General features: G+C 64.7%; 26 protein-coding genes. 15 read left to right on the forward strand and 11 right to left on the reverse strand.

The features are described from left to right. The first annotated feature begins 43 nt into the window (after positions 1 to 43). The 4 genes from alr to LV82_RS04940 are packed head-to-tail and all read left to right on the forward strand — an operon-like array spanning position 44 to position 3,067. Complete coding sequence (gene alr / locus LV82_RS04925) at positions 44 to 1,090, forward strand: alanine racemase (protein ID WP_104069586.1); 1,047 nt, start codon at positions 44 to 46, stop codon at positions 1,088 to 1,090. Continuing rightward, positions 1,087 to 1,872 carry an MlaE family ABC transporter permease gene (locus LV82_RS04930; protein ID WP_170063353.1) on the forward strand — a complete coding sequence of 262 codons (786 nt, stop codon included), beginning with the start codon at positions 1,087 to 1,089 and terminating at the stop codon, positions 1,870 to 1,872. The genes alr and LV82_RS04930 overlap by 4 nt, the downstream gene beginning before the upstream one ends. Beyond that, the gene (locus tag LV82_RS04935) at positions 1,869 to 2,615 is read left to right on the forward strand and encodes an ABC transporter ATP-binding protein (protein WP_104069588.1); all 747 of its coding nucleotides are present in this window, start codon (positions 1,869 to 1,871) and stop codon (positions 2,613 to 2,615) included. Before LV82_RS04930 ends, LV82_RS04935 begins: the two co-directional genes overlap by 4 nt. After that, positions 2,612 to 3,067, forward strand: a complete 456-nt coding sequence (locus LV82_RS04940) for a paraquat-inducible protein A (protein WP_104069589.1) — start codon at positions 2,612 to 2,614, stop codon at positions 3,065 to 3,067. The genes LV82_RS04935 and LV82_RS04940 overlap by 4 nt, the downstream gene beginning before the upstream one ends. On the opposite strand, the gene LV82_RS04945 is transcribed toward LV82_RS04940, so the two are convergent. Continuing rightward, positions 3,059 to 4,459, reverse strand: coding sequence for a bifunctional enoyl-CoA hydratase/phosphate acetyltransferase (locus LV82_RS04945; protein WP_104069590.1), 1,401 nt, complete (start codon positions 4,457 to 4,459; stop codon positions 3,059 to 3,061). The genes LV82_RS04940 and LV82_RS04945 overlap by 9 nt on opposite strands. A gap of 71 nt (positions 4,460 to 4,530) precedes the next feature. Then, a complete protein-coding gene (locus tag LV82_RS04950; RefSeq protein WP_211289167.1) occupies positions 4,531 to 6,375 on the reverse strand; it encodes a PHA/PHB synthase family protein in 1,845 nt (614 codons plus the stop codon). A 129-nt stretch (positions 6,376 to 6,504) separates the two neighbouring features. Between LV82_RS04950 and radA the strand changes: the two genes are divergently transcribed. The 4 genes from radA to LV82_RS04970 all read left to right on the forward strand — a co-directional run bounded on the left by radA (position 6,505) and on the right by LV82_RS04970 (position 10,592). Further along, positions 6,505 to 7,875 carry a DNA repair protein RadA gene (radA, locus tag LV82_RS04955; protein ID WP_104069797.1) on the forward strand — a complete coding sequence of 457 codons (1,371 nt, stop codon included), beginning with the start codon at positions 6,505 to 6,507 and terminating at the stop codon, positions 7,873 to 7,875. A 15-nt stretch (positions 7,876 to 7,890) separates the two neighbouring features. Next, a complete protein-coding gene (locus tag LV82_RS04960; RefSeq protein ID WP_104069593.1) occupies positions 7,891 to 8,496 on the forward strand; it encodes a CvpA family protein in 606 nt (201 codons plus the stop codon). 105 nt (positions 8,497 to 8,601) lie between these two features. Beyond that, positions 8,602 to 10,062, forward strand: coding sequence for an amidophosphoribosyltransferase (gene purF / locus LV82_RS04965; RefSeq protein ID WP_104069594.1), 1,461 nt, complete (start codon positions 8,602 to 8,604; stop codon positions 10,060 to 10,062). A gap of 11 nt (positions 10,063 to 10,073) precedes the next feature. After that, positions 10,074 to 10,592 (forward strand): DUF1284 domain-containing protein, encoded by a 519-nt coding sequence (locus LV82_RS04970; protein ID WP_245873070.1) that lies wholly within the window; start codon positions 10,074 to 10,076, stop codon positions 10,590 to 10,592. A 20-nt stretch (positions 10,593 to 10,612) separates the two neighbouring features. Here the strand turns inward: LV82_RS04970 and LV82_RS04975 are convergent, their stop codons facing one another. Next, complete coding sequence (locus tag LV82_RS04975) at positions 10,613 to 11,203, reverse strand: biotin transporter BioY (protein WP_104069596.1); 591 nt, start codon at positions 11,201 to 11,203, stop codon at positions 10,613 to 10,615. Positions 11,204 to 11,315: 112 nt separating this feature from the next. Here LV82_RS04975 and LV82_RS04980 point away from each other — a divergent pair, with 112 nt between their 5' ends. The 4 genes from LV82_RS04980 (at position 11,316) to LV82_RS04995 (ending at position 14,701) form a co-directional block, all read left to right on the forward strand. Further along, positions 11,316 to 11,969, forward strand: a complete 654-nt coding sequence (locus LV82_RS04980) for an SDR family NAD(P)-dependent oxidoreductase (protein ID WP_104069597.1) — start codon at positions 11,316 to 11,318, stop codon at positions 11,967 to 11,969. Between the two features lie 77 nt (positions 11,970 to 12,046). Further along, a complete protein-coding gene (surE, locus tag LV82_RS04985; protein WP_104069599.1) occupies positions 12,047 to 12,832 on the forward strand; it encodes a 5'/3'-nucleotidase SurE in 786 nt (261 codons plus the stop codon). Continuing rightward, positions 12,829 to 13,470, forward strand: coding sequence for a protein-L-isoaspartate(D-aspartate) O-methyltransferase (locus LV82_RS04990; RefSeq protein ID WP_104069600.1), 642 nt, complete (start codon positions 12,829 to 12,831; stop codon positions 13,468 to 13,470). The genes surE and LV82_RS04990 overlap by 4 nt, the downstream gene beginning before the upstream one ends. A gap of 61 nt (positions 13,471 to 13,531) precedes the next feature. After that, complete coding sequence (locus tag LV82_RS04995; RefSeq protein WP_104069602.1) at positions 13,532 to 14,701, forward strand: LysM peptidoglycan-binding domain-containing protein; 1,170 nt, start codon at positions 13,532 to 13,534, stop codon at positions 14,699 to 14,701. 57 nt (positions 14,702 to 14,758) lie between these two features. Here LV82_RS04995 and LV82_RS05000 read toward each other — a convergent pair whose 3' ends face one another. The 4 genes from LV82_RS05000 to LV82_RS05015 are packed head-to-tail and all read right to left on the reverse strand — an operon-like array spanning position 14,759 to position 17,157. Next, positions 14,759 to 15,604, reverse strand: a complete 846-nt coding sequence (locus LV82_RS05000) for an ATP-binding protein (protein WP_104069603.1) — start codon at positions 15,602 to 15,604, stop codon at positions 14,759 to 14,761. Continuing rightward, positions 15,604 to 16,494: a twin-arginine translocase subunit TatC gene (gene tatC / locus LV82_RS05005; protein WP_104069605.1), complete on the reverse strand. Its 891-nt coding sequence runs from the start codon at positions 16,492 to 16,494 to the stop codon at positions 15,604 to 15,606. Before tatC ends, LV82_RS05000 begins: the two co-directional genes overlap by 1 nt. Continuing rightward, the gene (tatB, locus tag LV82_RS05010; RefSeq protein WP_104069606.1) at positions 16,491 to 16,907 is read right to left on the reverse strand and encodes a Sec-independent protein translocase protein TatB; all 417 of its coding nucleotides are present in this window, start codon (positions 16,905 to 16,907) and stop codon (positions 16,491 to 16,493) included. Before tatB ends, tatC begins: the two co-directional genes overlap by 4 nt. Positions 16,908 to 16,941: 34 nt before the next feature. Continuing rightward, the gene (locus LV82_RS05015; RefSeq protein ID WP_104069608.1) at positions 16,942 to 17,157 is read right to left on the reverse strand and encodes a twin-arginine translocase TatA/TatE family subunit; all 216 of its coding nucleotides are present in this window, start codon (positions 17,155 to 17,157) and stop codon (positions 16,942 to 16,944) included. A 169-nt stretch (positions 17,158 to 17,326) separates the two neighbouring features. Between LV82_RS05015 and LV82_RS05020 the strand changes: the two genes are divergently transcribed. Then, positions 17,327 to 17,992: a helix-turn-helix transcriptional regulator gene (locus LV82_RS05020; protein ID WP_170063354.1), complete on the forward strand. Its 666-nt coding sequence runs from the start codon at positions 17,327 to 17,329 to the stop codon at positions 17,990 to 17,992. Between the two features lie 9 nt (positions 17,993 to 18,001). Here the strand turns inward: LV82_RS05020 and LV82_RS05025 are convergent, their stop codons facing one another. Continuing rightward, positions 18,002 to 19,081, reverse strand: a complete 1,080-nt coding sequence (locus tag LV82_RS05025) for an ABC transporter ATP-binding protein (RefSeq protein WP_104069610.1) — start codon at positions 19,079 to 19,081, stop codon at positions 18,002 to 18,004. Between the two features lie 94 nt (positions 19,082 to 19,175). Beyond that, positions 19,176 to 19,955 carry an SDR family oxidoreductase gene (locus LV82_RS05030; RefSeq protein WP_104069612.1) on the reverse strand — a complete coding sequence of 260 codons (780 nt, stop codon included), beginning with the start codon at positions 19,953 to 19,955 and terminating at the stop codon, positions 19,176 to 19,178. A gap of 143 nt (positions 19,956 to 20,098) precedes the next feature. On the opposite strand from LV82_RS05030, the gene LV82_RS05035 reads away from it, so the two are divergent. Continuing rightward, the gene (locus LV82_RS05035; protein WP_104069613.1) at positions 20,099 to 21,106 is read left to right on the forward strand and encodes a Hint domain-containing protein; all 1,008 of its coding nucleotides are present in this window, start codon (positions 20,099 to 20,101) and stop codon (positions 21,104 to 21,106) included. A gap of 46 nt (positions 21,107 to 21,152) precedes the next feature. Here LV82_RS05035 and LV82_RS05040 read toward each other — a convergent pair whose 3' ends face one another. Further along, positions 21,153 to 21,521, reverse strand: coding sequence for a nuclear transport factor 2 family protein (locus LV82_RS05040; protein WP_104069615.1), 369 nt, complete (start codon positions 21,519 to 21,521; stop codon positions 21,153 to 21,155). Positions 21,522 to 21,635: 114 nt separating this feature from the next. Between LV82_RS05040 and LV82_RS05045 the strand changes: the two genes are divergently transcribed. After that, a complete protein-coding gene (locus tag LV82_RS05045; RefSeq protein ID WP_104069616.1) occupies positions 21,636 to 23,243 on the forward strand; it encodes a peptide chain release factor 3 in 1,608 nt (535 codons plus the stop codon). Here LV82_RS05045 and LV82_RS05050 read toward each other — a convergent pair. Next, positions 23,240 to 24,043: a glycosyltransferase family 25 protein gene (locus tag LV82_RS05050; RefSeq protein WP_170063355.1), complete on the reverse strand. Its 804-nt coding sequence runs from the start codon at positions 24,041 to 24,043 to the stop codon at positions 23,240 to 23,242. The two genes, LV82_RS05045 and LV82_RS05050, sit on opposite strands and share 4 nt — an antisense overlap. Positions 24,044 to 24,069: the final 26 nt, after the last annotated feature.

Consider the following 24,069-nt stretch of genomic DNA (forward strand, 5'->3'; position numbering starts at 1 on the left):
CGCCCCCTTGCCTTGCCGTGGGACGGCTGCCAAAACAGCGCGCATGGCACAGGCTGACCTCCATATCGATCTTTCCGCGATCGCCGAAAACTGGCGCGCCTTGGCCCGCGCCTCGGGCCCGGCCGAGACCGCCGCCGTGGTCAAGGCAGATGCCTATGGGCTGGGCGCGGACCGCGTGGCCCCCGCCCTTGCCGCCGCCGGAGCGCGCAGCTTTTTCGTCGCCCTTGCCGAAGAGGGCGCCGCGTTGCGGGCGACCCTTGGCGACGGGCCAAGGATCTTCGTGCTTTCCGGACATATGGAGGGCGATGCGCAGCCAATCGCGCAGGCCGGCCTGATCCCGGTGCTGAACTCGCCCGAACAGCTGACCCGTCATTTCCAGTCCCTGCCGGGCCACCCGTTCGGCATCCAGCTGGACACCGGAATGAACCGGCTGGGATTCGAGGAAGACGAATGGCGCGCCGTGTCGGCCGAGGCCAGCCGCGCCGGGCCAACCCTGATCATGTCGCATCTGGCCTGCGCCGACGAACCGGGCCACGCGATGAATGCCCGCCAGCTTGCGGTCTTTCGCCGCATGACGAATGGAATCGACGCCCCGCGTTCGCTGGCGGCAACCGGCGGCATCCTGCTGGGCCGCGACTATCTGTTCGACCTGACGCGCCCCGGGATCGGACTGTATGGCGGAATGCCCTTCGCGCAGGCGCGGCCTGTCGTGCGCCTCTCCCTTCCCGTCATCCAGACGCGCTGGGTCGAGCCGGGCGAAACGGTGGGCTATGGGAATACCTGGACCGCGCCCGCGCGGCGCAGGATCGCAACGCTTGGCGCGGGCTATGCCGATGGGCTGATCCGCGCGATGTCGGGCCGCGCGCGCGTCTTTGACGGCGACACGCCCTGCCCGCTGGTGGGACGGGTCTCGATGGACATGATCGCAGCCGACGTGACCGATCTGCCGGGAATTCCCGACCGCATGGACATTCTTGGGCCTCGTCAGGGCGTGGACGATCTGGCACGGGCTGCCGGCACGATCGGCTATGAAATCCTGACCTCGCTGGGCGCGCGCTATCGCAGAATGCATATCGGAGGGGCCGAATGACCGCCCTTTTGACACCTCTTGGAATGGCCGGGCGCATGGTACTGGCCGCTCTCGCGGCCATCGGCCGCATGGCGATGTTTGCCGCAAATGGCGTGGTCCATATCTTCCGCCCGCCCTGGTATCCGGGCGAGTTTCTGAATGCCTTGATCCAGATCGGCTGGCTCAGCCTGCCGGTGGTCGGCCTGACCGCGCTGTTCACCGGCGGGGCGCTGGCGCTGCAGATCTATGCCGGCGGGGCGCGTTTTTCCGCGGAATCGGTCGTGCCCTCGATCGTCGCGATCGGCATGGTGCGCGAGCTGGGGCCGGTTCTGGGTGGATTGATGGTGGCGGCCCGCGTGGCGTCGTCCATCGCCGCCGAGATCGGAACGATGAAGGTCACCGAACAGATCGACGCGCTGGTCACGCTGTCTACGCATCCGATGAAATACCTGACGGCCCCGCGCCTTGTGGCAGCAACGCTTGCCGTTCCGGTTCTTGTCGCCGTCGGCGATTCCATCGGAATCCTTGGCGGCTATCTGGTCGGGGTGAACCGGCTGGGCTTCAACCCCGCGACATACCTGGCCAATACACGCGAATTCCTCGAACTTTCCGACGTCGTCTCGGGCCTGTGGAAGGGTGCGGCATTCGGTTTCATCGTTGCTCTGTCGGGCTGCTTTCATGGCATGAATTCGGGACGCGGCGCACAGGGCGTCGGGCGGGCGACGAAATCGGCCGTCGTGGCGGCTTCGGTGATGATCCTGGCCGCCAACTATGTCCTGACAGAGGTCTTCTTTTCCGCATGATCGAGCTGCGTGACATCCGCAAGAGCTTTGGCGCGAACCATGTGCTGCGCGGCGTGAACCTGACCGTTCCCGCGGGGGAAAGCATGGTGATCATTGGCGGATCGGGTACCGGCAAATCGGTCCTGCTGAAATGTATTCTGGGTCTGGTGCCACCGGACGGCGGCCAGATCCTGATCGATGGCCTGTACGTCGAGAAAAGCGACCGCGAGGCCTTTCTGGCCCGCTTCGGCATGTTGTTTCAGGGGGGCGCGCTGTTTGATTCCCTGCCCGTCTGGCAGAATGTGGCCTTCCGTCTGTTGCGCGGGCATTCCCGCCGTCCGCGCGCCGAGGCCCGCGAGATCGCAATCGAGAAGCTGCGCCGCGTTGGCCTGAAACCGGAAGTCGCCGACCTGTATCCGGCCGAGCTTTCGGGCGGGATGCAAAAGCGCGTCGGATTGGCCCGCGCCATCGCCGCCGAGCCCGAGATCATCTTCTTTGACGAACCCACGACGGGCCTTGACCCGATCATGGCGGGCGTCATCAACGAACTGATCCGCGAGATCGTGTCCGAGATGGGCGCGACCGCCATCACGATCACGCATGACATGAGCTCGGTCCGCGCGATCGCCGACCGCGTGGCGATGCTGCACGAGGGCATCATCCAGTGGACCGGCCCAATCGAAGAGCTGGACACGACGCCCGACCCCTATGTGCAGCAATTCATCCATGGCCGCGCGGAAGGCCCGATTCCGGCGGTGCGATGACGCGCGCCGGAGAAAACGCGCTGCGGCTGGTCAATCTTGCGCTGTTGGTTCTGTTCCCCATTGCCTGGTTCGCCCCGATGCTTCGGGCCGGGATGCTGCCCTTGTTCGGGCTGGATGAGATTTCTGTCATCAGTGCGCTGCAATCGCTTTGGGAAACCGATCCGGCGCTGGCGCTGGTCGTGACCGTTCTTGCCATCTTCGTGCCGTGGATGAAGGTCATCGGCACGGCGCTGGTTCAGTTCGGGCTCGCCTCGGCCCGCCTTGCGCCGGCGTTGCATGTGCTGGGCCGGTTGGCGATGGCGGATGTGTTCCTGGTCGCGCTGTATATCGTGCTGGCAAAGGGCGCAGGCATCGGCCGGGTCGAAACGGCCTGGGGCCTCTATCTCTTTACCGGCTGTGTTCTGGCCAGCCTGTTCGTGTCACACGCGCTGCGACAGGTCCGCTCAGACTGAACCCGGCAGCTGGACCGCATGGGCGACCACCAGTTGCGCCATTGCGCACGAGGCCAGGCGTGACAGGACGCCATCGGCACGACTGGTCAGGACGATCGGGACCCGCGCGCCCATCACGATCCCGGCCGATTCCGCGCCTGCCAGATAGACCAGCTGCTTGGCAACCATGTTGCCGGCCTCGAGATCCGGCACCACAAGGATATCCGCCCGCCCCGCAACCGGCGAGACAATCCCCTTTGCCCGCGCCGCCCGTTCCGAGACCGCATTGTCAAAGGCCAGCGGCCCGTCCAGAACGCCGCCCGTGATCTGCCCCCGGTCAACCATCTTGCACAGGGCCGCGGCCTCGATCGTTGCGGGCAGCCTGGTATAGACAGTCTCGACCGCCGACAGGAGCGCCACGCGCGGTTCGACGATCCGCAACGCATGGGCCAGATCGATGGCGTTCTGCACGATGTCGCGCTTGGTATCCAGATCGGGCTGGATGTTGATCGCGGCATCGGTCACGAACAACAGCCGCGGGTAATGCGGAACATCCAGCGCAAAGATATGGCTCATCCGCCGCTCGGTGCGCAGGCCGGTGTCGCGCGCGACGGCCGCCGACATCAGTTCGTCCGTGTGCAGCTTGCCCTTCATCAGCGCCTGCACCTTGCCGGCACGCGCAAGCGAAACGGCCGTCTCGGCGGCGGCGTGGCTGTGTGGCGCATCCACGATCTCGACCCCGTCCAGCGACAGCCCGGCCTGTTCTGCCGCCGTCTCGATCCTGGCACGCGGGCCGACAAGAACCGGCTGGATCATCCCCTGCGAGGCCGCCTCGATCGCGCCGCCCAGCGAGAGCGCGTCGCAAGGGTGGACAACAGCCATGCGGATCGGCGCCAGATCATGAGTCGCCGCGATCATCTGGTGAAAGTGCGCGGCCGGCGCGTGCAACTCTCCGTTGACCGGCATCGCGCGCGGTCTTCGGATCTTGGCTTCGGGGGCAAGGACCTCGATTTCCCCCTCGATTGCCGTCTCGCCGGAATCAAGCCGCCCGACACAGCGCAAGGTCACGCGCCGATCCGCAGCTTGCTTGTCGATCACCTCGACCTCGACTTCCAGCCGGTCGCCGGGACCGATGGGGCGCAGGTAACGAAGACGCTGCCCGACAAGCCGCGTGCCCGGGCCGGGCAATTCGGTCGCCACGACCGAGGCCACGAGAACGCCACCCCACATGCCATGCGCGATCATTCCCTGAAACAGGCTCGACTTCGCATAGTCATGGTCGATATGGGCCGGGTTCGCTTCGCCCGTGAGTTGCACGAAAAGATCCAGATCGGCGTTCGACAGACGACGCGTCAGGCGTGCGCTGTCGCCGATGGCCAGTTCGTCGAACGTCCTGTTCTCGATGAATTGCATTCACGTCCCTTCCGCGCGGAGATTGCGCCATGCGCGCATGAATTGGTCCGAATTTCAACCGCTCGCCGCGCCTATCGCAGCATGACATAGCGCCCGGGCGCGTCCTCCATCGCCGGATATTCGGCATTGCCCATTGGCGGGGGCGCAACCGGGGTCCCCGAATGCGCGGCAAGCCACGTGACCAGTTCAGGCCACCACGACCCCTCGCGTTCGGGCGTCTCGGCCAGCCAGCGATCGGGGTCCAGATACTGGTCGGATTCGGTCTGCCTGCGTATCCGGTAGTGGCGGCGCGGGTGGCCGGGCTCGGACACGATGCCGGCATTGTGCCCGCCATTGGTCAGGATGAAGGTGATCTCGGTATCGGCCTGCAGGTGCATCTTGTAGACCGACCTCCAGGGGGCGACGTGATCGCTTTCGGTGCCCACCATGAGGATCGGAACGCGAATGTCGCGCAGGGCCACGGGGCGTCCCTCGACCAGATAGCGGCCCTCGGCCAGATCGTTGTTCAGATACAGCTTGCGCAGGTATTCCGAATGCATTCGGTAGGGCATCCGCGTGGCATCGGCATTCCATGCCATCAGGTCGTTCATGCGCGGCGGCTCGCCCATCAGATAGTGACGCAGGATTCGTGACCAGATCAGATCGTTCGATCGCAGCATCTGGAATGCGCCGGCCATCTGGCGTGTCTCCAGATAGCCCTTCTCCCACATCATGTCTTCGAGGAACGCGATCTGGTCCTCGTTGATGAACAGCTTCAGCTCACCAGCCTCGGTAAAGTCGGTCTGTGCTGCCAGCAGGGTCATCGTGGCAAGCCGGTCATCCCCGTCGCGTGCCATCGCGGCCGCCGCGATGGACAGAAGCGTTCCCCCAAGGCAATAGCCGATCGCGTGGACATTCGGCGCGCCCGTGATGGACTGCACGGCGTCCAGCGCGGCCATCACGCCCAGTTTGCGATAATCCTCCATCCCCAGATCGCGGTCGCCTGCGTCGGGGTTCTTCCACGAGATCATGAAGACGGTGAAGCCCTGCCCGGTCAGATACCGGACCAACGAATTGTGCGGCGAAAGATCCAGGATGTAATATTTCATGATCCAGGCCGGCACGATCAGGATGGGCTCGGGCCTGACCTTGTCGGTGGCCGGCGCATATTGGATCAGCTCGATCAGGCGATTGCGCAGCACGACCTTGCCCGGCGTCACGGCAAGGTTTTCACCGACGCGATAGTTTTCGGCCCCGGCGGGTTTCTCGCCGCGTATCGTCCGCAGCGTGTCGGCCATCAGGTTGTTCCAGCCCCGGACAAGGTTCAGCCCACCGGACTGAAGCGTGCGCTGCACGACTTCGGGATTCGTCCACGCAAAGTTCGAGGGCGACCATGTATCCAGGATCTGACGCGCGGTGAATTCGACGACCCGCTCATGCTGCGGCGTGACACCCCGCACGCCCGTGGTCGCATTGTGCCACCATTGTTGTGTCAGCAGAAAACCCTGGGCCATGGCATTGTAGGGCCAGGCATTCCATGCCGGGTCGGCAAAACGCCTGTCCTGTGGCAATGGCGTGATGCAGGGCGCCGTCTGCTCTGTGCGCAGCGCACAGCTTGTCAGCCAGGCGGCATAGCGCTGTGCCTTGCGCGCGGCCTTTGCCCCCAGCTGCATCTGCTTGCCCGGGGACAGTGCCAGATGCATCGCCCAATCGGCCCAGGCCTGCGTCAGGGCGGTCGGCGAAAGGCCGCCAGTCAGGGTCGCGATCTGGGCGTTCAATCCGCGGTCGAGATCCTGAAGAAAGGTATCGGTGGCAACCGAAGTCGCGCTCGTCTCCTCGGGGCTGGGCTGGGGCATCGGGTCGCGCAAGACGCCTGCGGCAGGCTTGCTTGTGCGACCCGTACCGGCGTCTTTCCGGCTCGATGTCCTTGCCGTCATGATCCTGCCTCCCTTGCACTGCAACCTGCCCCTGATTTGGGTGGCCTGTGATGGCATGCAAGACACGCAGGCGCATTGATGCGCGTCAAGCCACTTGCGACCGGGGCGGCGGTTGTGCAGGAAACATGCATGGCGAAGTCTTCCTCCTCCTCCTTCGTGTGCAATGATTGCGGTGCGGTCCACAAGAAATGGGCCGGGCGCTGTGACGCCTGCGGCGCGTGGAACAGCATCGTCGAGGAGGCGCCCCTGTCGGCCGGGCCAAGGACGGCCGGCCTGGGCGCCGGCCGCGGACGCAGGATTGCGCTGTCCAGCCTTTCCTCGGCCGAAGAGCCGCCGCCAAGGACGATGTCGGGCCTGCCCGAACTGGACCGCGTTCTGGGCGGCGGGCTGGTGGCCGCCTCGGCAACGCTGGTCGGAGGCGATCCGGGCATCGGCAAATCGACACTTCTGCTGCAGGCCGCGGCAGCCTTCGCGCGGCAGGGCCTGTCGTGCCTTTACGTATCCGGGGAAGAGGCCGCCGCCCAGGTGCGGATGCGCGCGCGCCGGCTGGGCCTTGCGGATGCGCCCGTGCAACTGGCGGCCGAAACTTCGTTGCGCGACATACTGACGACTTTGGACGCGCTGCGCCCCGATCTTGCGATCATCGACTCGATCCAGACGATGTGGGCGGACAACGTCGATTCAGCCCCCGGTTCGGTAACTCAAGTGCGCGCCGCCGCGCACGAGCTGGTCAATTTCGCCAAACGGCGCGGCACATCCGTCATCCTGGTGGGCCATGTCACTAAGGATGGACAGATTGCAGGCCCGCGCGTGGTCGAACACATGGTCGATACGGTCCTGTATTTCGAAGGCGAACGCGGCCATCAGTTCCGCATCCTGCGCGCGGTCAAGAACCGCTTTGGCCCCGCCGACGAGATTGGCGTGTTCGAGATGACCGGCGCGGGGCTCAGCGAGGTGGCAAACCCATCGGCCGTGTTCCTGTCGGATCGTGGCCAGGCGACGCCGGGATCGGCCGTCTTTGCCGGCATCGAGGGCACCCGCCCCGTGCTGACCGAGATCCAGGCGCTGGTCGCGCCCTCGCCGCTTGGGACGCCCCGGCGCACCGTCGTGGGGCTGGATGCGGCGCGCCTGTCCACGATACTTGCGGTGCTGGAAGCGCGTTGCGGCATTCCCTTTGCCGGGCTTGACGTGTTTCTCAACGTCGCCGGCGGCATGCGCGTCACCGAACCAGCCGCCGATCTGGCCGTGGCCGCTTCCCTGTTGTCCGCGCGTGAGGACGTCGCGCTGCCGCCAGACATGGTCATTTTCGGCGAAATCAGCCTCTCGGGGGCGCTTCGTCCGGTCACGCAAACCGAAAACAGGTTGAAAGAGGCGCAAAAACTTGGTTTCACACAGGCGATTGCGCCGGAAAAAAGCAAGCAGACCGCTGTTCAGGGCATACGGGTGCGCAAGATGCCCGACCTGATCACATTCGTTGGCGACGTATTCGCCGCCGGCTGAGCAAGGAGCGAGGGCATGGAAGGTTTCACCATCGTTGACGCCGTGGTGGCGGTCGTCATTCTGGTTTCTGCGATCCTGGCCTATGGCCGTGGTTTCGTGCGCGAGGTTCTGGCAATCGCCGGCTGGGTCATCGCCGCGATCGTGGCCTATACCTTTGCGCCACAGGCCGAACCGCTGGTCAGCCAGATCCCGGTTCTGGACAAGTTCCTGGGAGACAGCTGTGAGCTGTCGATGGTTGCGGCCTTTGCGGGCGTGTTTGCGCTGGCGCTGATCGTGATGGCGATCTTCACGCCGCTGTTTTCGTCCGCGGTTCGCAATTCGGCGCTTTCCGGCCTGGATCAGGCGCTGGGATTTCTCTTCGGCGTGGCGCGCGGCATGCTGCTGGTGGCCATCGCCTTCGTGGTCTATGACCGCGTGCTGGCTGACGCGACGATCCCCGTGGTCGAGAAATCCCGTTCCGCGGCCGCCTTCTCGTCGGTTCAGGACCGCCTGAACGAAGCCGTGCCCGAGGACGCCCCGCGTTGGGTCATGGAGCGTTACCAAGGCCTGGTCGGCGCATGCGGCGCGCCGGTCCAGACGGAAGCCGGCCCCACCCTGATCACGCCCCCGCAGTCCAACTGAGCTGTGCGAGATTGTGACAACAGCCGGGTAACCAGGACGTGACACGCGGGCGCAAAACGCCTAAATGAAAGTCCGAACACGCATCCCCGGATTCGGAGCAGGCCCATGCGCCCCTTCCTGAGCCACCCCTTCGACGACGACAAGTTGAAGGAGGAGTGCGGCGTCTTTGGCGTCATCGGCGTAAGCGACGCGGCCAGTTTCGTCGCCCTTGGTCTTCATGCACTGCAACATCGCGGACAAGAGGCCGGCGGTATCGTCAGCTATCACCCCGAACACGGCTTCAACTCGGCCCGGCGCTTTGGCTATGTGCGGGACAATTTCACCCGAACCGATGTCATGGCCACCCTGCCCGGCAGCCTGGCCATCGGCCATGTGCGCTATTCCACCGCGGGGTCAAAGGGCGCGACGGCGATCCGCGACGTGCAGCCCTTCTTCGGCGAATTCTCGATCGGCGGCTGCGCGATTGCGCACAATGGCAACCTGACCAATGCCGCCCAGCTGCGGCGCGAGCTGATCGACCGCGGGGCGATCTTCCAGTCATCCTCGGACAGCGAATGCATCATCCACCTGATGGCGCGATCGATGCAGCGTACGCTGTCCGAACGCATCAAGGACGCACTGCGCCATGTCGAGGGCGCATTCTCGGTCATCGCGATGACACGAACCAAGCTGATCGGCGTGCGCGATCCGCTGGGCGTGCGTCCGCTTGTGCTGGGGCGCATCGGCGAAGGCTATGCCCTGTCGTCGGAAACCTGCGCACTGGACATCATCGGCGCGGAATTCATCCGCGAGATCGAGCCCGGTGAAATGGTCGTCATCGAAAAGGGCGAAATCCATTCCTCGCGCCCCTTTGCGCCCGCAAAGCCACGCTTCTGCATCTTCGAGCATGTCTATTTCTCGCGCCCTGATTCGATCCTTGGCGGCCGGTCGGTATATGAAACGCGCCGCCAGATCGGCGTCGAACTGGCACGCGAAGCCCCCGTCGAGGCGGATCTGGTCTGTCCCGTGCCCGATTCCGGCACCCCGGCGGCGATCGGATATGCCGCCGAATCCGGCATTCCCTTTGGCATGGGGATCGTGCGTAACCAATACATGGGCCGCACCTTCATCGAACCGACCGAACAGATCCGCAACATGGGCGTGCGGCTGAAGCTGAACGTCAATCGCGCCCTCGTGCGCGGCAAGCGGATCGTTCTGGTCGATGACAGCGTCGTGCGCGGGACGACAAGCCGCAAGATCAAGGACATGATCCTGGATGCCGGCGCGGCCGAGGTGCATTTCCGCATTGCCTCGCCCCCCACGGCATGGCCGTGCTTCTATGGCGTGGATACGCCCGAACGCAGCAAGCTTCTCGCCGCCTCGATGTCCGAAGAGGAGATGCGGGAATGGATCGGCGTGGACAGCCTGAAATTCGTCTCTCTCGACGGGCTGTATCGCGCGGTCGGCGAAACGCAGGGCCGCAATCGCGAATGCCCGCAATATTGCGATGCCTGCTTCTCGGGTGAATATCCCATCGCCCCTTCGGATCAGATCGCCAAGGGCTTTCAGATCAAGGCAGCCGAGTAAGGGGAACAGCCGTGGGCGCAGACGGCGTGGCAGCGCGCAAGGACGACAGGCCCATCCGCTTCCGACCCCATCACTTCCTGTGTGCGCTTGGATTCCAGGGCAAGGGCTACTCGGACCGCTTCACCGCGAACATGGCCGCGATCGTGGATGGCCGGCTGCGGGCGCCGGGTGGCGATGATCTGGAAATTCAGGTCATCGGTGCCGCGGACGACATTTGCGCCCCCTGCCCCAAACGCATCGGCCGTGCCTGCACCACCGAATCGCGCATTCGTGTTCTGGACCGCGCCCATGCCGCCGCGCTGCGGCTTGCCCCGCGTGAAATCCTGACCTGGGGCGAGGCCAAAGCCCGCATTCTGGCCCATGTGCCGCCCGGCAGTCTGAAAAACCTGTGCCGTGGATGCCAATGGGAGCCGCTGGGCCTTTGCGAAGCAGCCTTGGCCGATCTTCACCGCAGCTGCTCCAGCCTGAACGCCGATGCGACCGGGCCAGAGGCCGAAAGCAAAACGCCGCCCGAAGGCGGCGTTCGCTGAAATCATCGTCTTTTCGGCTGTCAGGCCCGACGCCCCTTCAGCGCAGCCCAGCCACCGGACACGACCAGCGCGGCCAGAACCGCCTTCACAGCATCGCCCAGCAGGAACGGCGCCATGTAGTACTGCCAGATCATGGCGAAATTGTCCGCGCCCCATTTCGAGGCATCCAGACCCAGAAGCTCGGCCAGAGCCATCGCCCAAGCCACACCGGGAACGTAGAGCAGCGCCGAGGCCAGAATGCACACAGCCGCAGTCGCCAGCACGCCGCGCACACCCCGATCGGCAGCATAGCCAACCATCCAGGCCATGAAGACAAAGCCGACCAGGAAGCCGGCGGTCGGGCCGAAGAAGGCCGCGCCATTCGCGCCATTGGCAAAGACCGGCAGGCCCATCGCGCCCTCGACCAGATAGGCCAGCACGGTGGCCGCGCCAAGCCGCGCGCCATAGGTCAGGCCAACGATCAGGATGGCCAGCGTCTGCAGCGTCATCGGCACCGGAATCATCGGCACCGAGATCTGCGCGGCGATGGCAATGAACAAGGACCCGCCCAGCACCATAAGCGCGCGGACGGGCAGCGACTGCGAGGGCGCAAGAGCCTTTGCAAGCGTCATCGACTGTATCCTTCCCTAGGGGTTCTTCATCGCGCGCAATGTTGCCGCAGGGCGCGGTCAAGTCAATGAATTGTTGTTGTCATCCGCGGCGGCTGGTGGCAATGCAGGCCGCATGAACGATACCGATACGAAAATTGCACTCGTCACCGGCGCGTCTCGCGGGCTGGGCTTTGCCATGGCACGCGAACTGGCCGCGCGCGGCTATCACGTCCTGGCCGTCGCCCGCACCGTTGGCGCGCTGGAAGAGCTGGACGATCGCATCCGCGAGACCGGCGGCAGCGCCACGCTTGCACCTCTCGACATCACCGATGACAGAGCGATGGCCCATCTGGCGCGTTCGATCATGGAGCGCTGGGGCCGGCTGGACTTTTGGGCGCATTGCGCGATCCACGCAGCCCCCCTGACGCCCGCGGGCCATCTGGACCCTAAGGATTTCGACCGATCGGTCGCATGCAACATGCGGGCGACGGCTTCGCTGATCCCGATGCTGGAACCGTTGCTGCGCGCCTCGGGCGGCAAGGCGCTGTTCTTCGATGACCCGCATGAGGGCGAAAAGTTCTTTGCCACCTATGCCGCGACCAAGGCCGGACAGATTGCGCTGGCGCGCGCCTGGGCAGCCGAATCCGAACGGATCGGTCCGCGCGTCATCATTGCGCGCCCCGATCCCATGCCCACGGCAACCCGCGCCCGCTTCTTCCCCGGAGAGGATCGCGCGCAGCTCTCTGACCCGGCATCTCAAGCGCGCCGGATCCTGGACGCCCTGTGATCCGGCGGCTTTACGCGCCTTTCCCTGTCGTCTAATCAGAACCTGCGGCCAGCCCGGCCGGCTTGGGGAAAACGGTCATGCGCATCCTGATCACGAACGATGACGGCATCAATGCGCCGGGGCTCGAGGTTCTGACCGAAATCGCCAATGCGATCGCGGGCCCGGATGGCGAGGTATGGACCGTCGCGCCCGCCTTCGAACAATCCGGCGTTGCGCATTGCATCAGCTATACCCATCCGATGATGATCGCCCGGTTGGCCCCGCGCCGCTATGCGGCCGAGGGCAGCCCGGCGGACTGCGTTCTGGCCGGTATCTATGACGTGTTGCAGGGCGGGCGGCCGGATCTGGTTCTGTCCGGCGTCAATCGCGGCAACAACGCGGCCGAGAACGTGCTGTATTCCGGCACGGTCGGCGGTGCCATGGAAGCCGCGCTGCAAGGCGTGCCGGCGATTGCTCTCAGCCAGTTCATGGGGCCCGAGACGCAGGACCTGGAAGATCCATTCGAAGCCGCGCGCGTCCACGGCGCCGATGTCGTGCGCCGCCTGCTGGATCGCGCGATATGGGACCGCGATGACTATCGGCTGTTCTACAATGTGAATTTCCCCCCCCTGCCCGCGGCCAGGGTCAAGGGGATGAAGGTTGCCGCGCAGGGCTATCGCACGGATACGTTCTTTGGCGTCGAGCCGCATATCTCGCCATCGGGGCGCAAGTTCCTGTGGATCACCGGCGGCCCGCAGCACAAGCCGACGGCACCCGGCACGGATGTGGCAGTGAACCTGGATGGCTGGATCTCGATCACGCCGATGCGGGCCGATCTGACGGCGCATGACGTTCTGTCCGATCTCGAGGCGCGGCTGGGATGAACGACATCTCTGAACGCAAGATGCGGTTCCTGTACGCGTTGCGATCGCGCGGCGTCACGGATTCGCGGGTGTTGACGGCGATGGAGCAGATCGACCGGGGTGCCTTTGTGCGCGGCATCTTTGCCGAGCGCGCCTATGACGATACGCCGCTGCCCATCGCCTGCGGCCAGACGATCAGCCAGCCTTCCGTCGTGGGCCTGATGACCCAGGCGCTCGAACCGGGGCCGCGCGACAAGGTGCTGGAGGTCGGCACGGGCTCGGGATACCAAGCTGCGGTGCTCAGCCTGCTTGTCCGGCGCGTATATACCGTCGATCGCCATCGCCGCCTGGTGCGCGAGGCCGAAGAGGTCTTTCGCAAGCTGGATCTGACCAACATCACCACGATCGTCGGCGATGGCAGTCACGGCCTGCCCGATCAGGCGCCCTTCGACCGCATCATCGTGACAGCCGCAGCCGAGGACCCGCCCGGCCCCCTATTGGCGCAACTCAAGGTCGGGGGTATCATGGTCGTGCCGGTCGGCCAGTCCGATACCGTGCAGCATCTGATCAAGGTCCGCCGGCTGGAAACGGGCTATGACTACGAAGAGCTGCGGCCGGTGCGCTTTGTCCCGCTGATCGAGGGCGTGGCGCAGGACTAGACAGACCCGGTCAGGCAAACACATAACGCCCGCAAAGGGCGAACAGTACGAGGAACGAGCAATGACCCATCCCCGCCAAGGAACTCTGCTGCGCGCCATGGCCCTGGCCGGGTCGGTGCTTGCACTGGCCGCCTGCGAATCCGACGGCAATTTCGATTACGACCTGCGCAATTTCGGCAGCGTCGGCTTGGACACCACGGCCGCCGCTCGCGCGGCCCAGCCGCGTCCGCAGCCGGATTCGCGCGGGGTGATCACCTATCCCAATTACCAGATCGCAATCGCGCGTCCGGGCGATACGGTCGCCACCGTCGCGAACCGCATCGGCATCTCGCCCGGCGAGCTTGCCCGCTATAACGCGATCCAGCCCGACACGCCCCTGCGCACGGGCGAGGTTCTGGCCCTGCCCGTCCGCGTACCCGGCGAGCTGACGACCGCACCGGCCTCTGGTACGGGCACGGGTGGCCGGATCGATGTCACGACCATTGCCTCGTCGGCGATTGACCGGGCCGAAGGGCAAGCCGGCACCGCCGCGCAGCCGAGCAGCGCCCCGCTTGCGCCCGAACCCGTTCGCCACCGCGTCGCGCGTGGCGAGACAGCCTATTCCATCGCGCGGCTTTACAATGTGCCCGTGAAGGCATTGGCAGACTGGAACGGCCTTGGCCCCGATCTTGCGCTGCGCGAGGGGCAGACGCTGATCATTCCCGTCACGACGGCGACGCCACCCGCGCCCACCCAGGTCGTGACACCGCCCGGCACCGGATCGCCAACCCCCGTTCCGCCATCGGCCACCAAGCCCTTGCCACAGGAAAAGACCGAGCCCGCGGCCAAGCCGGTGGAAAAACCGAAGCAGCCCGATCTGGGATCTCAGCAGACCGCGGCCTCGAACGCGCGGCTGGCGATGCCCGTTCAGGGCAAGATCATCCGCGGCTATTCCGAAAAGACCAAGGGCATCGACATCGCCGCGGCAGCCGGCACACCCGTCAGGGCGGCCGAAGCGGGCCAGGTGGCGGTCATCACCAAGGACACGAAGGAAGTCACCGTCATCGTGCTGCGGCATGAAGGCAACCTGCTGACCTTCTATGCCAATGTCGGCGATGTGAAGGTGAAGAAGGGCGACCGGGTCAGCCGCGGGCAGGTGATCGCGACGGTTGCCAATACCGACCCCGCCTTCCTGCGCTTTGGCGTCAGCGAAGGGGCAAACAGCGTGGACCCCACGCCCTATCTGAAATGAAACAGCCCCCGGCGCGCGGCCGGGGGCGCATCATGCGCGTCGCAATCGGGTCCCGGATCAGTTCAGGCGAATCCCGCGCCGCCCGGCCAGATCGGTGAAGAACTGCCAGGCCACCCGGCCCGAGCGCCCTCCGCGCGTGGCCTGCCATTCGATTGCCTCGGCGCGCAGCGTGGCGTCATCGATATCGACACCATAGGCATCGCAATAGCCGCGGATCATCGCCAGGTATTCGTCCTGGCTGCAGGGATGGAACCCCAGCCACAGGCCGAAACGATCGGACAGCGAGACCTTTTCCTCGACGGCTTCGGACGGATTGATCGCGGTCGAGCGCTCATTTTCGATCATGTCTCGGGGCATGAGGTGGCGACGGTTGGAGGTTGCGTAAAAGATCACGTTCTCGGGCCGCCCCTCGATCCCGCCATCCAGCACGGCCTTCAGCGACTTGTAATGTTGATCGTCATGGCTGAACGACAGATCGTCGCAGAACAGGATGAAGCGGTGCTGCCGCGCGGCTCGCAGGTGATGCAGAAGGCGTCCGACCGACGGCAGATCCTCGCGTGACAGCTCGACGATCTTCAGCGGCAATCCCTGGCGCAGGACCTCGGCATGGACGGCCTTGACCAGCGAGGACTTGCCCATACCGCGCGCGCCCCACAATAGCGCATTGTTGGCCGGAAATCCGCGCGCGAACTGCAACGTATTGGCCAGCAGCGCGTCGCGTGCACGTTCGACCCCGACAAGCAGCGACAGATCGACCCGCGAAACCTGTGGCACTGGCTCCAGACGCTCGGGAGAAACATGCCAGACAAAGGCGTCGGCCAGCGCGAAATCCGGATCGCGCGGCGGCTGTGGCGCAAGCCGTTCCAGCGCCTCGGCGATACGGGTCAGCAGATCATCCCTCATCAGTGGACTTCATCCTCGTCCGGGTCATCGAACAGGCTTTCGTTTTCGCCGATGATGCCGTCCCTGCGAGCCTCTTCGTCCTTTTTCCGCTCGACCCAGGCAACCAGCAGGATCGATATCTCGTACAGGCCATAGACCACGCTGAACAGCATCACCTGCGTCGTCACATCGGGCGGCGTCACGATCGCGGCCACGGTCAGGATTCCCACCACCGCATATTTGCGCACGGCCCGAAGCCCGCGCGACGAGGCCAGTCCCGCCTTTCCCATCAGCGTCAGCAGCACAGGCAGCTGGAAGCACAGGCCGAAGGCCACGATCATCTTCAACGTGATGTCCAACGTCTCGTTGACCTTGCCGTTGAAGACGATGTCGATCCCGGTTGACGGCGATTCCCCCGGCGCCTGATCGCCAGAGAACGCAGCGGCAAAATAGGACGGCAGATCCGCAAAGCCCAGGAAGAACCGCATGGCAAGAGGCACGACGATGAAATGGGCAAAGGCCGCGCCCAGCAGGAACAGGACCGGCGAGGCGATCAGGAAAGGCAGAAATGCCTGTTTTTCGTTCCGATACAGGCCCGGCGCCACAAACCGCCACATCTGGTAGGCGATCACGGGGAAGGACAGCGCCAGCCCCCCCACCATCGAGATGCGGATCAGGGTGAAGAAATATTCCTGTGGCGCCGTGTACTGCATGATCGGGTTTTCATTGCCCAGATCGCGCATCGTCTTTTCTATCGGGATCAACAGAAAATCCAGAATCGCGCTGCCGAAGGAAAAGCAGATGACCATGCCGACCAGAAAGGCGGCAAGCGACCACAATATCCGCGTGCGCAGCTCGGCCAGATGTTCGACCAGGGGCGCTGTCGTGTCGTCGATGTCGTCGGTGCTCATGCCGTGCCCTTGTCAGAGCCCTGATCCGGTTCGGCGCGCGGTTCCGCCCTGGCCGGTGCGGTCCGCTCGGCCTTCTCGGCCGCCTTGCGATCGGCCAGCGCCTGGGTCGCCGGCCCCTTCGGCCGCGAGGCCTTGGCCGGGTCCCACTTCTCGAAGCTTTCGGCGGCGCGATCCAGCGCATCCAGCCCCAGCGACTTGCGCGAGGTCATGTTGCGCAGCTCATCAGCGGTTTCCTTGACGCCGGTTTCCTTGGCCGCATCGTCCATGGCGCGCTGGAACTCGCGCCCCATGGCGCGCGCCTTGGCCGTGAAGCGCCCAAGCGTGCGGAACATCGCGGGCAGATCCTTGGGCCCGACGACGATCAGCGACACGACGCCGATCAGCAGAAGTTCGCTCCAGCCGATGTCAAACATGGGTCCGCGCCGGTCCTTTCAGGCCAATGGTGGATTACACCTTGTCCTTGTCCGCTTGCGGCGAGACGTCACGCGCCTCGTCCGCCTTGGCGTGCTCGATCTCGTCGGCACCCTCCTTGACGCCCTTCTTGAAGGCGGTGATGCCCTTGCCGATCTCGCCCATCAGCGCGGAGACCTTGCCGCGCCCGAACAGGACCAGAACCACCACAGCGATCAAAAGCAGACCGGGAAGCCCTATGTTGTTCAGCATGTCTCTCTCCTCCTAGGGCGCCGTGCGCGCCCGCATCTCGGCTACCAGGATTTAGTATCAACCCCGGCCCTCTCAAAGCGGCAAATGGCCCACCAAGGGCAGATCCATGGTTGCGCCCCCGCCACTCCTGACAGTATTCTGTCAGTTGCCGCCAGAACGAGAAAGGCCAATGCCCCGAAACGACCGCCTCTTCCGACTACTTCAGATCCTGCGCGATGGACAGCTGCACCGCGCCGCGGACCTTGCCCGCGAGCTGGGCGTTTCCGAACGCACGATATGGCGCGACATGGCAACCCTGGCCGAGCGCGGGCTGCCCATTCATGGCGAACGCGGCGTGGGCTATGTCCTGCGCGACCCGATCACGCTTCCGCCGCTCGCCCTGTCCCGCGACGAAATGGAAGTCCTGCGGCTTGGGCTGGCACTGGTCGCGGCGGGGGCCGATCCGGTCCTGTCCCGCGCGGCGGCCACTTTGCGAGCCCGCATTTCGGCCGTCGCGCCGCTTGACGCCAGCGAAACCGGGGCCGACACGTTTGTCTTCTCCAGCCCCGAAGCCGCGCGCGCCGCCCCGCATCTGGGCCTCATCCGTCGGGCGCTGCGCGAACATCTGACCCTCAGCCTGGCCTGTGGCGAAGCCGATCCGATCCGCATACGGCCCTTGCACCTGGAGTTCTGGGGAAAGGCATGGACACTGGTCGCCTGGAGCGACTCTCATAATGATTTCAAGGTTTTTCGCGTCGATCTTGTCAGTTCGGTCAAGCATGACGGCGGGGCATTCCTGCCCGAGCCAGGCAAAAGCGTCGAGGACTATCTTGCGCGCATCGTCACGCGACCATGACGGAACGGCTCAGTCCCTGCGAGGAAAGACAAAACAGCGATCGCGTCGGATCATCAGCCACATCACCGTTCCGGGCTTTGGCAGGAACACGGCGGGCACGGTTGCCTTGAGGCGCTCGCCCCCGGGATCGGTGCGAAACTCCACCAGGCTCTCGCGCCCCATGAAGCGGGCGCGCTCGACCACGGCGCGGGCGGGCACACCATCGGTCGGGGTCGGATTGGGCCCGCGCCCATTGCGGTCAAAATCGATCTTCAGGTGCTGGGGCCGGATGACGATATCGACCTCGGTCCCGTCCGGCAGGCCGGGTGTCAGGAACTCGCCGAATGGAGTCTGCGTCAGCGCCCCCTGAACTGTTCCGCGCAAGACATTGATATCGGAAAAGAAAGCGGCCGCTTCACGATCGACGGGCGCATTATAGATATTGTATGGCGCGCCACGCTGGACGATACGGCCCTTGCGCATCAGCAGGATCTCGTCCGCCATGCGCATTGCCTCATGCGGTTCATGCGTGACCAGAAGGACGGCGGTGCCCTCCTCCTTCAACAATTCCAGCGTGTCATCCCGAATGCCATCGCGCAGCCTTTCATCAAGGCCCGAAAAGGGTTCGTCCATAAGAAGGATACGGGGCCGGGGCGCCAGCGCGCGGGCCAGAGCGACGCGCTGCTGCTCGCCGCCCGACAGCTCATGCGGGTATTTCGGACCGAAGCCCGACAGGGAAACGCGCTCCAGAAGCTCCTCGACCCGGCGTGTGCGGTCGCCCTCCTTCAGTCCGAAGGCGACATTCTCGGCCACCGTCAGATGCGGAAACAGGGCGAAGTCCTGAAACATCAGCCCGATGGCGCGGCGTTCGGGCGGTACGCGAAAGACCGTGTCGCAGACCAGTTTGCCATCGACATGGATGGTGCCCTCGTCCTGCATGTCGACGCCCGCGATCATGCGCAGCGTGGTGGATTTGCCGCACCCCGATGGGCCAAGCAGACAGCTGACCTGCCCGGCCTCGATCGAGAAGGAGACGTCATCGACCACGGTCTGGCCGTCGAACCGGCGGGTAAGGTTGCGGACTTCCAGTCTAGGAGGGGCGCTGCTCAAGGTTGTGCCTGACTGTTATGGTCGGATTTTCTGCCCCCTCAGATAGCAACGCGACCGCCCCGCCGCAAGGCAGGGCGGTCGGGATTTCCCGTTTTCACAGCGTGGCGTTGATTGCGCCGCCATCCAGAAGGATGTTCTGCCCGACGATGAAGCCCGCATGCACCGAGCACAGGAATGCGCACATCGCGCCGAATTCCTGCGGCGTACCATAGCGGCGGGCCGGTATCGTCGCAGCCCGGCGGGCACGTGCCTCGTCGATCGTGATGCCTTCGGCCTTGGCCACGGCCTCGTCCAGCGCATCAGCGCGATCGGTCGCATGGATGCCCGGCAACAGGTTGTTGATCGTGACGCCATGCGGGGCAACCTGGCGCGCGGTGCCCGCGACAAAGCCCGTCAGCCCCGTCCGGGCGGTGTTCGACAAGCCCAGCTGGGGAATCGGCGCCTTGACCGAACTGGACGTGATGTTGACCACGCGCCCCCAGCCACGCTGGATCATTCCCGGCAACAGCGCCTGCATCAGGGCAATCGGCGTCAGCATGTTGGCGTCGATCGCCTTCAGGAAATCCTCGCGGCTCCAGTCAGACCACATGCCCGGAGGCGGCCCGCCGGCATTGGTGACAAGGATATCCACGTCGGCCGCAGCCTGAAGAACCTGCTCGCGGCCCTCGATGGTGGTGATGTCTGCCGCGACCGGCGTCACGCTGACACCATGGCGGGCAGCGATCTCGTCCGCGGCGCGCTGCAGACTGTCGGCATTGCGCCCATTGATGACCAGATCGACCCCGGCCTCGGCCAGGGCTTCGGCGCAGCCCCGACCCAGTCCACGGGAGGAGGCGCAGACCAATGCGCGTTTTCCGGCGATTCCAAGATCCATGTTCGATGCTCCGTCTTGCCTTTCAAGCAACAATAGCGCGCAGAGCGCCCGAGGAAAGCCTGTATTGCACTGCCGCGTTGACGCGCGCCATGGCTTGGGTCTACTCGGGTCCGACCGATCCACTCCCAGCCCGATGATACTGCATGACCGGCATCGCACCCATGACACCGCCCCACATTGCCCGTGTCTATGCGGCGACGGCCTTTCGCGTGCATGTCGGGGCGAATCTTGGCGACCCGATCGGTGCGCCGGAATGCTGCGAACCCGGCGACATCTACCGCCTTGCCCGGGATGCGGTTGCCCTGCAACTTGCCCTGAACCCGACAGCCGGGGAAAACGGCGACCAGCGGATCACGGTCGGATCCGAGCTTGGCAGCCCGGGAGACCCGGTGCGCCTGCTTGCCCGCGTCATGCTCATGGCCGAGGATGGCGACACCGTGCAGGTGCTGGTCCTGCGGCACATGCCTTCGGCGCAGGAGATGATCCTGCCCCTGTCGCCCCTGGTCGCACGGCTTGACTATACGCTGATCGAGATCGCGCAGGATGTCAGCGATCTGCCCGTGACCGATATCGCCTGTGCCGCATTCGCCGCGGGGACACGGATCACCCTGCCCGACGGAGCACAGATACCGGTCGAGCGGCTGAGCGTCGGCAACACCGTGCTGACCCGCGATCATGGTGCCCAAGCCATCCGGTGGATCGGCAAGGTCACGCTGCGCGCCGCGGGTCCATTTGCGCCGGTCGTCATCCCGTCCGAACATCTGGGCAATCTGGGTGACCTTGTGGTCAGCCCCTTTCACCGGATCTTCCTGTACCAACGGGGGCCGGACAGGGTCGGCGGCTGCGCCGAGGTGCTGGTTCAGGCCCGCCACCTCGTGGACGACGATCGCATTCGCCGTCGCGAGGGCGGTTATGTCGATTATTACAGCCTGATCTTCGACAGGCATGAAATCGTTTATGCCGAAGGGATACCGGTCGAAAGTCAGATGATCAGCGAGACGACGATGTCGCGTCTGCCGCCCGATCTGGCGGCCGAAATCCGCAAACGGTTTCCCGGCTTGTCACACAAGGCGAGTTTTGCCACCGAGATCGGGCGCGAGGAACTCGACCGCGCCCTGCACCGCGCGCTGGGAGACATTGCCACACATTGAAGCGCCTTGCCCCCGGCGGACAGGTTCGGCGGTGGGCGTCATCCGATCAGCCGATTCCGAAGAATTCTTCGCGCGTGATCTTGCCATCCGGTACGTGATAGATCGCGACCTCGCGCATCTTCATGCGCTTGCCCGATTCCCGTTCTGTCGCATCAACCGTAAAGATGACGGCGAAACGATCATCGCCGTGCAGGAACGGCCCTTCTACAGCCGCGTCGTGCAGCTCGAAGGCAGAGTTCCACCATTCGTGCTTGGCCTTGATCCCGTCGATACCCCTGACCTCGCGACCCTCGCCGGAATAGTCGGCCGCCTCGACCGAGATGGCGTCGGGGTGATACAGCCGCCCCAGGTTTTCCAGCTCCTTGCCGGTGCGGCATCCATCGACCAGCCTGTCTGCAATATCTTTCAGTGTCATGGTGGTTGCCTTTCCGTTGTCATGCGGCAAGGCTAGCATGAAACATTCACACGGCCGCAAAAAAGGCCACGCGCCTGCTTCCCCTTCGCCTTCACCCGGCGTATATCCGCGCGCATGCCGAACGATCTGTCAAATCGCCCCACCCTGCCCGCCGAGATTGCCCGGCGGCGCACCTTTGCCATCATCAGTCACCCCGATGCGGGCAAGACGACACTGACCGAAAAGTTCCTGCTGTATGGCGGCGCCATCCAGCTGGCGGGACAGGTTCGCGCCAAGGGCGAAGCGCGGCGCACCCGTTCGGACTTCATGAAGATGGAGCAGGAACGCGGCATTTCCGTCTCGGCCTCGGCCATGTCGTTCGACTATCAGGAATGGCGCTTCAACCTGGTCGACACCCCCGGCCACAGCGACTTTTCGGAAGACACGTATCGCACGCTGACGGCTGTCGATGCCGCCATCATGGTGATCGACGGCGCCAAGGGCGTCGAAAGCCAGACCAGGAAACTGTTCGAGGTCTGCCGCCTGCGCGACCTGCCGATCCTGACCTTCTGCAACAAGATGGACAGGGAAAGCCGCGACACCTTCGACATCATCGACGAGATCCAGCAGAACCTGGCCATCGATGTCACGCCCGCAAGCTGGCCCATCGGCATGGGGCGCGACTTCATCGGCTGCTATGACATCCTGAACGACCGGCTTGAACTCATGGATCGGGCCGACCGCAATCGCGTGGCTGAATCCATCCGCATTGACGGAATGGACGATCCCAAGCTGGCCGAGCATGTGCCGCCCCACCTTCTGGAGCAGCTGCGCGACGAGCTGGAAATGGCGCGCGAATTGCTTCCGCCCTTTGACCACAAGTCGTTCCTTGAGGGCCATCTGACGCCGATCTGGTTCGGTTCGGCCATCAACTCGTTCGGCGTGAAAGAGCTGATGCAGGGTATCGGCAAGTACGGCCCACCGCCGCAGCCGCAAAAGGCAGCCGAACGCCAGATCCTTCCGGAAGAGGAGAAGGTCACGGGCTTTGTCTTCAAGGTCCAGGCCAACATGGACCCCAAGCACCGTGACCGCGTCGCCTTTGTCCGGCTGGCCTCGGGTCACTTCCAGCGGGGGCAGAAACTGTTCCATGTACGCTCGAAGAAGGCCATGACGGTTGCCAACCCGGTGCTGTTCCTGGCCTCGGACCGCGAACTGGCCGAGGAAGGCTGGGCGGGAGACATCATCGGCATTCCCAATCATGGACAGCTGCGCATCGGCGATGCCCTGACCGAAGGCGAATCCCTGCGCTTTACCGGCATTCCATCCTTTGCGCCCGAACTGCTGCGCACCGCGCGCGCGGGCGACCCGATGAAGGCCAAGCACCTGGAAAAGGCGCTGATGCAATTCGCCGAGGAAGGCGCGGCCAAGGTCTTCAAGCCGGCGATCGGCTCGGGCTTCATCGTCGGCGTCGTGGGGGCGCTGCAATTCGATGTTCTGGCAAGCCGAATCGAGTCGGAATATTCCCTGCCGGTGCGCTTCGAGGCATCGCAATTCACCTCGGCCCGCTGGGTTACGGGACCCAAGACCGACGTGGAGCGGTTCGTCGCGGCCAACAAGGGCCATATTGCCTATGACAATGACGGCGACATCGTCTATCTGACGCGCCTGCAATGGGATATCGACCGGATCGAGCGCGACTTCCCCACTCTGCGCCTTGCCGCGACAAAGGAAATGCACAGCTAGTCGGGCTGATCGGCAAAGCGCATCTCGATCCGAGCGCATTCGCCGCGCGCGATTTCACGCGCTAGACGCGAACGCACGACCCAGTCGCGAAGGCGACGGGTCCAGGGGCGCGGCATCTCGGCCAGACGTTCCGCCCGTCGCTGGGGGACGATGTCGGAGCTGAACCCTGCGATGTCATGCAAGACAGGTGCGGGATTGATGAAACCCGGCCGCAGCAGGCGAAAGCCCAGATTGGCCTCGCGACCGAACAGGGCGTGATCGACCGGAACCGCAAGTCGCGGAAATCGCTGACACATCAGCGCTGCGCCCTGGGGCGAAATCGCATAAGCCGCCGTTCCCAGGAACGTACTGCGCAGACGATACAACCGCATGCCCCAAGGCAGATCGGCCATGACACGCCCCGCGACGAACCGGCGGCTGTTCTGGGGGCCGGGCCAGTATTCCAGCTTTATCGCCCCCATGTCGTGTTCGCGCATCATGCGCCCCAGGTCCAGCCGCACGATTTCCGCAAACGCCGGGGACAACCGGGCATCGTCCTCCAGAATGATCGCCGGCGCACCCTCATCGGCAATTCGTAGCCAGATCGACTGGTGGGTCAGCGTGCAGGCAACATCCCCAAGCGTTGCGGGAAAGTCGCGCGCAAGCGCCCCCGCGTCAAAGCGGCTGCGCAGGACTTCCCCTTCCCTGCTCGCATCCACGGCCTCGATGCGCCGCGCTTCAAGCCCCAGTTCGGCAAGCTGCGCGGACATGAATGCCCATCGATCGGACCGGCGGCCAAGATTGATGACGTAAAGGCGCATGATCGCTGAACACCTTGGGAATATTG

Source organism: Albidovulum inexpectatum, assembly GCF_002927635.1.
In the GTDB taxonomy this organism is placed as follows: Bacteria; Pseudomonadota; Alphaproteobacteria; order Rhodobacterales; family Rhodobacteraceae; genus Albidovulum; species Albidovulum inexpectatum.

What these genes read in the sequence shown, in the direction of transcription:
- LV82_RS04950 (WP_211289167.1), bottom strand. Translation starts at nt 6,375, where the DNA reads ATGACGGCAAGGACATCGAGCCGGAAAGACGCCGGTACGGGTCGCACA.
- tatC (WP_104069605.1), bottom strand. Translation starts at nt 16,494, where the DNA reads ATGAGCACCGACGACATCGACGACACGACAGCGCCCCTGGTCGAACAT.
- LV82_RS05000 (WP_104069603.1), bottom strand. Translation starts at nt 15,604, where the DNA reads ATGAGGGATGATCTGCTGACCCGTATCGCCGAGGCGCTGGAACGGCTT.
- LV82_RS04990 (WP_104069600.1), top strand. Translation starts at nt 12,829, where the DNA reads ATGAACGACATCTCTGAACGCAAGATGCGGTTCCTGTACGCGTTGCGA.
- LV82_RS05020 (WP_170063354.1), top strand. Translation starts at nt 17,327, where the DNA reads ATGCCCCGAAACGACCGCCTCTTCCGACTACTTCAGATCCTGCGCGAT.
- LV82_RS04945 (WP_104069590.1), bottom strand. Translation starts at nt 4,459, where the DNA reads ATGCAATTCATCGAGAACAGGACGTTCGACGAACTGGCCATCGGCGAC.
- alr (WP_104069586.1), top strand. Translation starts at nt 44, where the DNA reads ATGGCACAGGCTGACCTCCATATCGATCTTTCCGCGATCGCCGAAAAC.
- LV82_RS05030 (WP_104069612.1), bottom strand. Translation starts at nt 19,955, where the DNA reads ATGGATCTTGGAATCGCCGGAAAACGCGCATTGGTCTGCGCCTCCTCC.
- LV82_RS05050 (WP_170063355.1), bottom strand. Translation starts at nt 24,043, where the DNA reads ATGCGCCTTTACGTCATCAATCTTGGCCGCCGGTCCGATCGATGGGCA.
- LV82_RS04940 (WP_104069589.1), top strand. Translation starts at nt 2,612, where the DNA reads ATGACGCGCGCCGGAGAAAACGCGCTGCGGCTGGTCAATCTTGCGCTG.
- LV82_RS04995 (WP_104069602.1), top strand. Translation starts at nt 13,532, where the DNA reads ATGACCCATCCCCGCCAAGGAACTCTGCTGCGCGCCATGGCCCTGGCC.
- LV82_RS05015 (WP_104069608.1), bottom strand. Translation starts at nt 17,157, where the DNA reads ATGCTGAACAACATAGGGCTTCCCGGTCTGCTTTTGATCGCTGTGGTG.
- LV82_RS04980 (WP_104069597.1), top strand. Translation starts at nt 11,316, where the DNA reads ATGAACGATACCGATACGAAAATTGCACTCGTCACCGGCGCGTCTCGC.
- tatB (WP_104069606.1), bottom strand. Translation starts at nt 16,907, where the DNA reads ATGTTTGACATCGGCTGGAGCGAACTTCTGCTGATCGGCGTCGTGTCG.
- radA (WP_104069797.1), top strand. Translation starts at nt 6,505, where the DNA reads ATGGCGAAGTCTTCCTCCTCCTCCTTCGTGTGCAATGATTGCGGTGCG.
- LV82_RS05035 (WP_104069613.1), top strand. Translation starts at nt 20,099, where the DNA reads ATGACCGGCATCGCACCCATGACACCGCCCCACATTGCCCGTGTCTAT.
- LV82_RS04960 (WP_104069593.1), top strand. Translation starts at nt 7,891, where the DNA reads ATGGAAGGTTTCACCATCGTTGACGCCGTGGTGGCGGTCGTCATTCTG.
- LV82_RS05045 (WP_104069616.1), top strand. Translation starts at nt 21,636, where the DNA reads ATGCCGAACGATCTGTCAAATCGCCCCACCCTGCCCGCCGAGATTGCC.
- surE (WP_104069599.1), top strand. Translation starts at nt 12,047, where the DNA reads ATGCGCATCCTGATCACGAACGATGACGGCATCAATGCGCCGGGGCTC.
- LV82_RS04975 (WP_104069596.1), bottom strand. Translation starts at nt 11,203, where the DNA reads ATGACGCTTGCAAAGGCTCTTGCGCCCTCGCAGTCGCTGCCCGTCCGC.
- LV82_RS04935 (WP_104069588.1), top strand. Translation starts at nt 1,869, where the DNA reads ATGATCGAGCTGCGTGACATCCGCAAGAGCTTTGGCGCGAACCATGTG.
- purF (WP_104069594.1), top strand. Translation starts at nt 8,602, where the DNA reads ATGCGCCCCTTCCTGAGCCACCCCTTCGACGACGACAAGTTGAAGGAG.
- LV82_RS05040 (WP_104069615.1), bottom strand. Translation starts at nt 21,521, where the DNA reads ATGACACTGAAAGATATTGCAGACAGGCTGGTCGATGGATGCCGCACC.
- LV82_RS04930 (WP_170063353.1), top strand. Translation starts at nt 1,087, where the DNA reads ATGACCGCCCTTTTGACACCTCTTGGAATGGCCGGGCGCATGGTACTG.